Source organism: Nocardia sp. NPDC060220 (genome assembly GCF_042727815.1).
In the GTDB taxonomy this organism is placed as follows: Bacteria; Actinomycetota; Actinomycetes; order Mycobacteriales; family Mycobacteriaceae; genus Nocardia.
In genome coordinates this window covers 1-11719 of the sequence record NZ_JBHWZY010000116.1, presented here as the reverse complement: position 1 = coordinate 11719, position 11719 = coordinate 1, and the positions used below count along the sequence as shown (strand labels likewise).

9 protein-coding genes and 1 pseudogene are annotated in these 11719 nt (G+C 69.1%); 4 read left to right on the top strand and 6 right to left on the bottom strand.

The genetic code is table 11. The features are described 5' to 3' along the window. Positions 1-184: 184 nt before the first annotated feature. Both ACFWF3_RS08750 and ACFWF3_RS08745 read right to left on the bottom strand, forming a co-directional pair. Complete coding sequence (locus ACFWF3_RS08750; RefSeq protein WP_379313101.1) at positions 185-1327, bottom strand: RNA polymerase sigma factor; 1143 nt, start codon at positions 1325-1327, stop codon at positions 185-187. Next, positions 1324-1731 (bottom strand): YciI family protein, encoded by a 408-nt coding sequence (locus ACFWF3_RS08745; RefSeq protein WP_379313100.1) that lies wholly within the window; start codon positions 1729-1731, stop codon positions 1324-1326. Before ACFWF3_RS08745 ends, ACFWF3_RS08750 begins: the two co-directional genes overlap by 4 nt. A gap of 188 nt (positions 1732-1919) precedes the next feature. Here ACFWF3_RS08745 and lon point away from each other — a divergent pair, with 188 nt between their 5' ends. Next, positions 1920-4406, top strand: a complete 2487-nt coding sequence (lon, locus tag ACFWF3_RS08740; RefSeq protein WP_378989310.1) for an endopeptidase La — start codon at positions 1920-1922, stop codon at positions 4404-4406. A gap of 231 nt (positions 4407-4637) precedes the next feature. Here the strand turns inward: lon and ACFWF3_RS08735 are convergent. Both ACFWF3_RS08735 and ACFWF3_RS08730 read right to left on the bottom strand, forming a co-directional pair. Further along, positions 4638-5045: pseudogene (locus ACFWF3_RS08735) on the bottom strand (PaaI family thioesterase); the annotation flags it as partial. A 41-nt stretch (positions 5046-5086) separates the two neighbouring features. Continuing rightward, positions 5087-5650: a TetR/AcrR family transcriptional regulator gene (locus tag ACFWF3_RS08730; protein ID WP_378989309.1), complete on the bottom strand. Its 564-nt coding sequence runs from the start codon at positions 5648-5650 to the stop codon at positions 5087-5089. Between the two features lie 72 nt (positions 5651-5722). Here ACFWF3_RS08730 and ACFWF3_RS08725 point away from each other — a divergent pair, with 72 nt between their 5' ends. The 3 genes from ACFWF3_RS08725 to ACFWF3_RS08715 are packed head-to-tail and all read left to right on the top strand — an operon-like array spanning position 5723 to position 9325. After that, positions 5723-6790: a DNA polymerase IV gene (locus ACFWF3_RS08725; protein WP_379313099.1), complete on the top strand. Its 1068-nt coding sequence runs from the start codon at positions 5723-5725 to the stop codon at positions 6788-6790. Between the two features lie 44 nt (positions 6791-6834). Next, positions 6835-7830, top strand: coding sequence for an acryloyl-CoA reductase (locus ACFWF3_RS08720; protein ID WP_379313098.1), 996 nt, complete (start codon positions 6835-6837; stop codon positions 7828-7830). Positions 7831-7882: 52 nt separating this feature from the next. Then, positions 7883-9325 (top strand): amidase, encoded by a 1443-nt coding sequence (locus ACFWF3_RS08715; RefSeq protein ID WP_379313097.1) that lies wholly within the window; start codon positions 7883-7885, stop codon positions 9323-9325. Here the strand turns inward: ACFWF3_RS08715 and ACFWF3_RS08710 are convergent. Both ACFWF3_RS08710 and ACFWF3_RS08705 read right to left on the bottom strand, forming a co-directional pair. Further along, positions 9279-10850: a chlorohydrolase family protein gene (locus ACFWF3_RS08710; RefSeq protein ID WP_379313095.1), complete on the bottom strand. Its 1572-nt coding sequence runs from the start codon at positions 10848-10850 to the stop codon at positions 9279-9281. The two genes, ACFWF3_RS08715 and ACFWF3_RS08710, sit on opposite strands and share 47 nt — an antisense overlap. A 1-nt stretch (position 10851) precedes the next feature. After that, positions 10852-11719, bottom strand: an 868-nt coding sequence (locus ACFWF3_RS08705; protein ID WP_379313094.1) for a cytosine deaminase, incomplete at its 5' end; no start/stop codon positions are given.

Sequence of the window (11719 nt, the reverse complement as noted above, 5' to 3'; positions counted from 1 at the left end):
GTCCTCGGATTCCTGAGCTCGGGCTCCACCGCGGGCCGTCCGTTCGATCCCCCGACCGAGCGGATTCGTTCCTCGAACCTGTAAGCCACCTGTCCACAACTCGGCCTCCCCCGGTCCTCAACCCGGGGGAGGCCGAGCTGTTTTGTGGGCAGGTTTGCCCAGTGCGACCGCGCGGCAATCGGATTCAGGGTCGCGGTAACTGCCGAACTCGAGCCGCCTCGCGGGTGAGATGGTCGCGCTCGAGAACTGTGGTGGCCGCGCGGGCCGCTGCGGCATACAGGGTCGCGGCCTCTTCGAGTTCGCCCGCTCGTTCGAGTAGGTAGGCCCGGGATGCGCTGTGGCGCGGTAGTTCCGGGTCGAGATCCGCGAGGGCGGCCAGCCCTGCTCGGGGGCCGTCGGCTTCACCGACCGCGACCGCGCGATTCAGGCGCACCACCGGGCTGTCGGTGAGAAGCAGTAGTTCGTCGTACCACTCCACGATCTGCACCCAGTCCGTTTCGGCGGTGCTCGGGGCGTCCGCGTGCAGGGCCGCGATCGCGGCTTGGGCCTGGTATTCGCCCAGGCGGTCACGCGCCAGTGCGGCTTGCAGGATCGTCACGCCCTCGGCGATAAGGTGTGTGTCCCACCGGGATCGGTCCTGCGCGGCCAGCGAAATCAAGCGCCCGCCCTCGATGCGCGACGCACGGCGAGCGTGGTGCAGCAGCATCAGCGCGAGCAGCCCCGAGACCTCGGGTTCGCCGGTCGAGGCGGCGAGCTGACGGGTGAGGCGGATGGCTTCGGCGGCCAGATCGATATCGCCGCTGTAGCCCTCGTTGAAGACGAGGTAGAGCACCCGCAGCACCGTTGCCGGATCGCTGGGACGGTCCAGCGGTAAGCCCGTGATCCGCTTCTTGGCCCGGCTGATCCGTTGCGCCATAGTCGATTCCGGAACCAGGTAGGCCGTCGCGATCTGCCGGGTCGTCAGGCCGCCGACCGCGCGCAAGGTCAGCGCGACGGCCGAGCCCGGCGACAGCGAGGGATGCGCGCACAGGAAATACAGCCACAGCGTGTCGTCCGTGGCGGGCACCGGACCGGCTTCGGGCTCGGCATCGACCGCGAATTCCCGCCCACGCCTGGATGTTTCGGCCCGTGTCGCATCGATGAACTTTCGCCAGGCGACGGCGACGAGCCAGCCCTTCGCGTCGCGCGGTGGATCGTCGGGCCAGGTTTCCAGCGCCCGGATCAGCGCCTCCTGCACCGCGTCCTCGGCCGCCGCGAACCCGGCCCCGCGGCGGACGAGGATCGCGATCACCGCGGGGACGAGTTCGCGCAGTAGCGCGTCGTTCATTCGGTCACCGTGGGCAACTCTGTGTAGAACGGCCGCAGTTCGAGCCATTCCTGCACCGGCTTCCCACCTGCGCCCGGTGCCGCCGACAGCTCCCCGGCGAGTTCGAGCGCCCGGTCATAGGTCTCGACATCGATGACCATCCACCCGGCGATCAGGTCCTTGGTCTCCGCGAACGGCCCGTCGGTGACCGGCGGGCGACCCGCGCCGTCCGAGCGGACCCACGTGCCCTGGGTGGACAGTGCCTGACCGTCGACGAACTCGCCGGTCAATCGCAATCGATCGGCGAAATCCACCATGTACTGCACATGCGCGGACACCTCGTCCGCCGTCCACTGATCCATCGGCGCGTCGTTGACCGATGCGGGCGCGCCACGGTAGTGCTTGAGCAGCAGGTACTTGGCCATGATGTTCTCCTCGGTTGGTGTTCTGTGTGGGTTGTACCCCTGGGACGGAGCCACCCACGCGTTCTCGACATCGGCGGCACAAGAATCTCGGCCGATTATTTTCGCCGTGAGTGAACGGCGCCACCTGCAGGAACAAACCGCCGGGGGTCCATGTTGAGTCAGCAAAGCTCAACTTTGGAAGGGTCGACATGACTTCAGCTCAGAACCTGCCGGTGCTGTTCCTGACCGATCCGATCGTGCTGCCGGGCATGGTCGTGCCCATCGAACTGGACGAATCCGCGCAGGCCGCCATCGACGCCGCCCAGGCGGCCAAAACCGGTTCGGTGCTGGTCGCGCCGCGCCTCGACGAGGGCTACGCGTCCTACGGCGTCGTCGCCACCATCGAACAGGTCGGCCGGATGCGCGGCGGCGCGCCCGCGGCCGTGTTGAAGGCCGAGCGCCGCGCCCGGATCGGGCACGGTGTCACCGGGCCGGGAGCCGCGCTGTGGGTGGAGGCCGAACTCGTCGAGGCGGTCGAGCCCGACGAGCGGACCACCGAGCTCGCCGCCGAGTACAAGAAGCTGGTCGTCGCCGTGCTGCAGCGGCGTGAGGCCTGGCAGATCATCGACATCGTCAACCAGCTCGACGACGTAGAGGCCATCGCCGACACCGCGGGCTACGCGCCGTACCTGTCCGACGACCAGAAGCGCGAACTGCTCGAGACCCCCGATGTCGCGGTGCGGCTGACCAAGCAGATCGACTGGATCAAGGACCACATCGCCGAGGTGGAGGTCACCGACAAGATCTCCGAAGATGTCCGCGACGGCATGGAGAAGAGTCAGCGCGAGTTCCTGCTGCGTCAGCAGCTCAACGCCATCCGCAAGGAACTCGGCGAGGACGAACCCGACGGCGCCGACGACTACCGCACTCGCGTGGAGAACGCGGACCTGCCCGAGAACGTGCGCGCGGAGGCGCTGCGCGAGGTCGGCCGGTTGGAGCGCGCCAGCGACCAGAGCCCGGAATCCGGCTGGATCCGTACCTGGCTCGACACCGTGCTCGATCTGCCGTGGACGGTGAAAACCGAGGACAGCACCGATGTCTCGGCCGCACGAGCGGTGCTCGACGCCGATCACCACGGCCTCGACGAGGTGAAGGACCGGATGGTCGAGTACCTGGCGGTGCGTTCGCGGCGGGCCGCGCGCGGTCTCGAGGTCGTGGGCGGACGCGGGTCCGGCGCGGTGCTCGTGCTGGTGGGTCCCCCCGGTGTCGGTAAGACCTCGCTGGGTGAATCGGTCGCCAAGGCGCTGGGCCGCAAGTTCGTTCGCGTCGCCCTCGGCGGCGTGCGCGACGAGGCCGAGATCCGTGGCCACCGCCGCACCTACGTCGGCGCGCTGCCGGGCCGGATCGTGCGTGCGGTGAAGGAGGCGGGTTCGATGAATCCCGTTGTCCTGCTCGACGAGATCGACAAGGTCGGCTCCGACTTCCGTGGTGATCCGGCGGCGGCCCTGCTCGAGGTCCTCGACCCCGCGCAGAACCACACCTTCCGCGACCACTACCTGGACCTGGACCTGGACCTGTCGAATGTCCTGTTCATCGCGACCGCCAACGTCATGGACACCATCCCCGGTCCCCTGCTGGACCGTATGGAGCTCATCACCGTCGACGGCTACACCGAGGCCGACAAGGTGGCGATCGCGCGCGACTTCCTGGTTCCCCGCCAGCTGGAGCGCAATGCGCTGACCGCGGAAGAAGTGTCGATCACCGACGCGGCCCTGCGCGAGATCGCGGCGAACTACACCCGGGAGGCGGGTGTGCGTCAAATGGAGCGCCTGGTGGCAAAAGCCCTGCGTAAGGCGGCAACTCGCCTGGTCACAGGCGACCCCGCGAGCGTCGGCGACGCTGCCGTGGACGCCCCGCTCGTCGACAAGGGCGCGCTGGGCGAGGGCGCGGTGCTCGGGTACGACCCCGAACTCGGCTACGACAACGTCATCGACATCGCGGCCGGTCCGCAACCGGTCGGTCAGGTGACGAGCCTGGTGGTCGACCTCGACAACCTCACCGATTACCTCGGGCGTCCCCGCTTCACCCCGGACTCGATGGAGCGCACCTCCGTCCCGGGCGTGGCGACCGGCCTCGCGGTGACCGGTGCGGGCGGCGATGTCCTCTACATCGAGGCCAACGGCGCCGAGGGCGAGCGTTCGCTCACCCTCACCGGCCAGCTCGGTGACGTGATGAAGGAATCCGCTCAGATCGCCCTCACCTACGTCCGCTCGCACCTGGAGGAAATCGGTATCGAGCCGAAGGTCCTCGACCGCAACATCCACATCCACTTCCCCGCGGGTGCGGTCCCCAAGGACGGCCCTTCGGCGGGCGTCACCATGGTCACCGCCCTGGTGTCGCTGGCCCTCGGTCGCCCGGTCCGCGGCGATGTGGGGATGACCGGCGAGGTCACCCTGAACGGCAGTGTCCTGCCGATCGGTGGCGTGAAGCAGAAGCTGCTCGCCGCCCAGCGAGCCGGCCTGAAGACCGTCTTCATCCCGGCCCGCAACGAACCGGACCTGGACGAAGTCCCGGCGGAAGTACTGGCCGCCCTGAACGTCCGCCCCGTCGCCGACGTGGCAGACATCCTGGCCTACGCGATCGAGCCGATCGCCGAACCCGCCGCCGACGGCAAGACCTTCGCCGTCAGCGCCTGATCCCCGCTGTCGACGGGCCGTGCACAGCTGTGTACGGCCCGTTGACGTGTCCGGCTAGCGGCTGACGGTCGGCGGCAGCATCGGGCCTGCGACGGTGACTACGGCGAGTTGGTCGGTGTCGTAGTTGTCCTGGTCGTCGAGGTCGTCGTCGAGGTCGTCGAGATCGTCGTCGTCGAAACCGTCCGCATCTTCCTCGGTGGTGGGGGCGAGGTCCTTCTCGACGCGGCGGGTGGTGCCCTGGGCGACCGCGCAGAGGATAGGTTCCTCGCCCTCGGTCTCGGCGTAGACGTCGCAGTGGGTGACGGCCTGGCGGCGGGTGGCGCCAAGGACGGTGGCGTGCACGCGCAGGCGCTCGCCCTGGGCGGGGCGCAGGTAGGTGATGGTGAAGCCGCCGGTGAGGACGTTGGGGCCCAGGACGGTACCCGCGGCGAAGGTGAGGGCGTTGTCGGCGGCGTAGGCGAGCACCCCGCCGTGCACGAAGCCGAACTGCTGGCCGTGTTCTGGCTGGATGTCGATGATGAGAGTGGCTGCGCCCTCACCGAATTCGGTGAGCTCGGTGCCGACCAGACGGGCGAACGGCTGCGCGGCTAGTACCTGGCGCGCCAGGTCGAGGTCGAGGGTGGAAGCTTCGGTCGGCATCGGGTGTTCCGTTCTTCGAGTTGCGTGGCCCTGCATGGTGACTATTCGGTGCCGTCGGCCCGCAGTGTCGCCCACGCGGCGGCGGCGAGCTCGGGGGCGACATCGGTTGGCGCGGTACGGATATTGCCACCAAGCCATTGGCGGGAGTATTCCTGTGCCGCACCGAGCCACAGCGCGTAGACGAGATCGAGTTCCAGGTCACGCACCGCGCCGTAGCCCGCGTGCGTGCGCCACCACCGCCGGACGGCCGTGAGGAACTCCACATTGCGCTCGCTCTCGCGGGCCCCGGGCGGCCGCGAACCCGTGAGAACCGTTGCGCGATATTGATGTTCGTGCACCCAGTGCAGGTGCGCGCGCACCCCGGCCTCGACGCCGGTTCGCGCGTCGGGACTGTCGGCGACGGCATTCCAGAAGTGTTGCTGGTAGTCGGTGAGCGCGGCCACCCAGACCTGCCGATAGAGGTCGGACTTGTCCGGAAAGTGGTGGTACAGCGCGCCGACGCTGGCATCGGCGGCGGCGCGGATATCGCTCAGCGTGGCATCGAGCACGCCGTGTTCGGCGAACTGCCGCTCCGCGGCGAGCAACAACCGATCTCGCATCTCCATATACAGAATTTAGTTCTGTCCGGCTGACGTGGCAAGAGCCGATCTGTCGGTGCGATGCGGTAAGACGGAACTGTGCCCCGGTGGCTCCTGCATGTGGATCTCGACCAGTTCCAGGCGGCGGTGGAATTCCGGCGTCGCCCTGAGCTGCGCGGCCGGCCGGTGATCGTCGGCGGCGAGGGCGATCCCGCGCAGCCCCGCAAGGTCGTGACCTGTGCTTCTTATCCCGCGCGAGCCTACGGCGTGCGTGCGGGGATGGCGTTGAGAATGGCGCAGCGCAAGTGCCCGGAGGGCGTTTTCCTGCCGGTCGACATGGCCGCCTACGAGGTGGCCTCCGAAGAGATCATGGCGACGCTGGGCCGGGTGGCCGGCGCGGTCGAGGTGTGGGGGATGGACGAGGCGTTCGTCGCCACCGACGGCGATCCGTGGCAACTGGCCGCCGAAATCCGCACCGCCATCATCGAACTCGGCCTCACGTGCGCGGTCGGGATCGGCGACAACAAGCTCACCGCGAAGCTCGCCACCGGTTTCGCCAAGTCCACCGGCAAGACCTCCGCCGAACCCGAGCACGACCCCGGCGCCGCCACCGGCATCTTCGAGCTCACCGCCGCCAACTGGACCGAACTCATGGGCCACCGCCCCACCGACGCGCTCTGGGGCGTCGGTGCCCGCATCGCCCACCGCCTGGCCGACCTCAACATCACCACGGTCGCCGATCTCATGTCCGCCGACCGCGCGCGTCTGGCCGCCGAGTTCGGCCCGAGCACCGGCCCCTACCTGTGGGTCCTCGGCCACGGCAAAGGCGACACCGAACTCTCGACCACCCCGCGAATCCCCGTGGGCCGCAGCAAATCCGAGACCTTCCCGCACGACCTCACCGATCCCGCCGAAATCCGCCGCGAGGTCGCCCGCATCGCCACCGAGGTCGCCGAGGAGATGCGCGAACACCACCGCATCAGCACCCGGGTCTCGGTCACCGTCCGCACGAAAACCTTCTATACCCGCAGCAAACAGACAAAACTCCCCACCCCCACCGACGACATCACCACGATCACCGACACCGCCCTGGCGATCATCGACCGCTTCGACCTGGACCGCCCGATCCGCCTCCTCGGCGTCCGCCTGGAACTCCTCCCGCCCTGACGTGGGTCCTCCCCCGCGGTCTCGCGAACTCGTATGCTCGGGCAATGGAGTTTTCTGCGATGGTGGCCCGTGAATCCGATGGTGGGATCGTTCTCGCTCGTGAAACGGTGGGAGACGACTTCCTCGGTAGCGGCGAGGTGACGATCAAGGTTCATTACTCGAGCGCGAACTACAAAGATCTGCTGGCGATCACGCCGCGCGGTGGGGTGGTGCGCAACTATCCGATCGTGCCGGGCATCGACCTCACCGGTGAGGTGATCGCCTCGGAGATCGATGACTTCTCCCCCGGCGACCAGGTCATCGCCCATGGCTACGACCTGGGCGTTTCGCGCAACGGTGGCTTTGCCGAATACACCAAGGTGCCTGCCGAATGGGTGGTGAAGCTCGACGGCCTCGACACCCGCGACGCCGCCACCATCGGCACCGCGGGCTTCACCGCCGCCCTGAGCGTGCAGGCCCTGCTCGACCACGGCCTGACCCCCGACGACGGCGCCGTCCTGGTCACCGGCGCGACCGGCGGTGTCGGCACCGTGGCCATCGACATCCTCTCCGGCCTCGGCTTCGAGGTGATCGCTTCCACCGGCAAGACCGACGCGAACGACCTGCTCGCCGAGCTCGGCGCCAACGAGGTCATCGGCCGGTTGCCCCTCGACCCCGATGCCAAGCCGCGCACGCTCAACAAGGCCAACTGGGCGTCGGCGGTGGACAGCGTCGGCGGCGCGTCGCTGGCCCACGTCCTCAGCGCCATCGGTTACGGCGGGGCGGTAGCGGCCAGCGGCCTCACCGGCGGCGCCGAGCTTCCCACCACCGTGCTCCCGTTCATCCTGCGCGGCGTCAGCCTGCTCGGCATCGACTCGGTCCAGCTCCCGATCGAGAAGCGCCGCGCACTGTGGACAGCACTGGGCAAACAGCTTCGCCCCCAGCATCTGTCGACGATCGAGTCCTTCGCACCGATCACCGAGGTCGGCACCGTCCTGCAGTCGATCAAGGACGGCACCCACTCCGGGCGCACCGTGATCGGCGTGGCCAACGAGTTCTGAGCCCGCCAGAGTCCACACGACGACGTTACGGATAATGTAATACTGTAACGACATGATGCTCCGCCCAGACGGCACCACGATCACCGACGAGTCCGCGATCGCGCTGGCCGCGTCCATTCGCGCCCGTGAGGTCAGCGTCCGCGCGGTGATCGATGCCCACATCGCTGTGCTGGAACGTTTCGCGCCCGCCACGAACGCCGTGGTGGTGGACTGCTACGACACCGCGCGGGCACGGGCCGACGCCGCCGACGCCCACCTCGCGACCGGGCCGGAGTACCTGCCACCGCTGTTCGGCGTCCCGATCACCGTCAAGGAGTCCTTGGCGGTCGCGGGCCTGCCCAACACGGCGGGCGTCGTGGCTCGGCGGCACCTGCGGCCCACCGCGAATGCCACGGTGGTGCAACGAGTTCTGGACGCGGGTGCGATCGTGCTCGGGCTGACCAACACCGCCGAGGGGTGCATGTGGCTCGAGTCGACGAACCGGGTCTACGGGCGAACCAGCAACGTGCACGACCGGACACGGACGGCGGGCGGGTCGTCGGGCGGTGAGGGCGCCGCCGTCGGCAGCGGCGGCTCCCCGCTCGGCCTGGCCACCGATACCCTCGGCTCGATCCGGGTGCCCGCCTTCTGCAACGGCGTCTTCGGGCACCGCCCGTCGACCGGCCTGCTCCCGACCACCGGTGCGTGGCCACCACCGTTCGGCGTGGCCGCCCTGTGCTCCAACGGGGTCATCGCCCGCCGTGCGGCCGATCTCATGCCGCTGCTGCGGATCATGGCCGGTCCCGACGGGACCGATCCCCTGGTCCGCGCGGCCACCCTCGGCGATCCGGCGACCACCTCGATGCGGGGTGTGCCCGTCGTGCTGCTCGACGGAACCTTCGCCCCCGGCTTCGGCCGTGAGGTACTGGCCGCGCGCGACCGCGCCGCCGCCGCGCTCACCGAGGCGGGCGCCGAGGTCACCCGGGTACCGATGCGTTCGCTGCGGACGATCGGGCTCTTCGCCACGATCGTGCTGGCCGAGGAGACCGGGATCAGCTTCGCCGAGATCATGCGCGGCGAGGGCGCCGACATCCTCGCGCCGGGTCAACTCACCGCCCTGCGCGGCGACCACACCCTCGCCACCCGTCTCCTCGCACTCGGCGAGCTGATCGCGGCCCGGCTACCCACCCGGGTGGCCCGGCGCATCACCGCCGCCGCACACCGCACTGCCGCCGAGATCACCGAGATCATCGGTGACGGATTGCTCCTGCATCCGACCCTGAGCACGGTCGCGCCCCGTCACGGCCGCACCACCGGCCGCCTGTGGCGCACGAACACCGTCGCACCGTTCAGCCTCGCCGGGCTCCCCGTCACCCAGGTGCCGCTCGGCCGCGGCACCCACGGTCTGCCACTCGGGGTACAGGTGGTCGCGGGACCCAACCGCGATCACCTCTCGATCGCCGCGGCCCTCACCCTCGAGAAGACGTTCGGCGGCTGGGTCCGCCCGCGGGGCTGACCACTCCCCCTCCAGGTGTGCTCACGTGCTCGGGAGCAACGCCATCGCCGCGCGGTATCGACGGCTCGGCCGGAAAGGACGCCGGGAACAGTTCGCCGGCGGGACGGCGTAGGTAGTCGCGCTCGGTGTAGGCCGCACGCATCCGGTCGAACAGTGACTGCGCCCGCCGGGTCATCGCAGGCAGGTCGATGCCGGGAATTACCCCGTCGCGCAACGTGATCCGCCCGGCGACCATGGAGAAATCCGCCGCGCGCCCGGTGCTGTTCATGCACAGGGTGCGAATCGGATCGTCGAGGACGCCGTCGCGCGGGTCGTCGAGGCGGAAGGCGACCAGGTCGGCGGTCGCCCCCACCGCGATCGTGCCCAGGTCCGGTCGGTGCAGCGCTTCGGCACCGCCGAGCGTCGCCGCCGAGACGTAGTCGCCGTAGGTGGCCGCGTCGAGCCGCGATGCCAGCACCTTGGCCAAGGTGACGCCGATGTCGATGCCGCGCACCAGGTCCGGCGGAAAAGAGTCGGTGCCGAGGGCGATGCGCACGCCCGCTGCCCGGTACCGATCGAAACTGTCGAGCGCCGATCCGTGTCTGGCCGAGGTGAGCGGGCAGTGCACGATCGATGCTCCCGACGCCGCGAGCGTGCCGAGATCGTCATCGGTATCGGCATCCACGTGCGGGTTCGAGTCGATGTAGATCCCGTGGGGGATGAGCAGATTCGGCCCGAGGAGACCGGTTCGCCCGAGCACGGCCAGCGGTGACATACCGAACCGCTCGATCACGAACGCGCGTTCGTGCAGCCCTTGGAGCGCGTGCAGGCGGACCAGCGCGCCGGTCGCCGCGGCCAGCGCGGCGGTCCGGTGCAGCAGATCCTCGGACAGCGTCTCGATCCGGCACGGGAGCAGCGTCCCGTGGATCAGATCGGTGTCCTGCGCCGAGGCCCACTCCAGGAACCGCGCCGCACCCTCGAACCCGTCGAGCCCGAGTTCTTCGTTCCAGTAGATGGACCGCGAGCCGTCGTCGTCGACCACGTTGACCCCGGATCGGTACGCGGGCCCGAGGTACACCCGCAGGCCCAGACGTTGTGCGGATTCGGCCATCGCCACGGCGTCGGAGTAGGTCTCCGCCCAATCGCTGTGTACCTCCGACGCGATCGGCATCGCCGTCGTCACCCCGTGCATCACCAGCTGGACGAACCCGTACTCACGGATGAACGCCCGCTCCTCGGCGTCGAACACCGCGCGCCGCCGCTGCGTGGCGTACTCGCGCGACCATTGCAGACCGAGGCCGAGCTCGCGCGATTGCCACGAATCCAGGATCGTGTGGTCGATGTCGGTGAGCGCGTCGAGGTCGATGAGCCCGGGCATCAAGACCGCGTCCCCAAGCTCGATCACCTCGTCGACGGTCTCCAGACCGCGCGGACCGGCGGCGACGATGCGCGAATCCTCCACCACCACTTCGCCATCGGTGAGCATCACGTGGCCGCCGACGATCCCCGACGCGAGCACATGGCGTGCTCGAATACCGCGCCGCATCTCAGCTCCTCCCCCTGCCCCAACGACCGGGAATCTCGAATCCGTCCAGTGCCGTATCGACGGAAACGACACTGCCCCGATGGATTACAGTGCGCTCGGCCGGGCGGTCCATCACAGCCGAAGTCGGGCTGGCCGCGTCGACCAGGAAGAACTCGGCCGGATCACCGACCTCGAAACCTGGATGTGGCTCGCTCCGGCCGAGCGGGCGCAGACTTCGGTCGAGCACGCTCGCACCACCCCAACTGGCCACGGCGAGAGCGTGTTCCACGTGCTCGTCGGATCCGAACCCGTTGACGAACGCGAGTTGCCAAGCGCGGTCGAGCATGTCGCCGTTGCCGTAGGGCGACCAGTAGTCCCGCTGACCGTCCATCCCGACCCCGACGCGCACACCGGCCGCGGCCAGGTCGAGCAACGGCAACGCCCAACCCTGCGCGCCCGCCGCGTGGGTGAGGGCGATGTCGAGCTCCGCCAGCTGCTCGATCGCCGCAGGCACAGCGGGCAGCCCACCGGCCAGGCACCGGGCATGGGAGATGGTCGCCAGACCGGTCATCCCGAGCGCCCGCACCCGTTCGATGATCAGCGACAGGGTGAACAGCCCCAGCTCACCCGCTTCGTGCAGGTGGATGTCGACGCCGACCTGATGCTTGTCGGCCAGCCCGAACACCGCGTCGAGATGTCGCACCGGATCGCGGTCGAGTTCGCACGGATCCATCCCGCCGACCAGGTCGGCCCCGGCCGACAGTGCCGCGTCCATGAGGTCGACGACGCCGGGCTCGAGCAGGATTCCGACCTGCGGGAACGCCACGATCTCCACGTCGCACACGTCGTCGTAGCGTTCCCGCGCCGCGAGTTCGCCTTCGAGCTTGGTG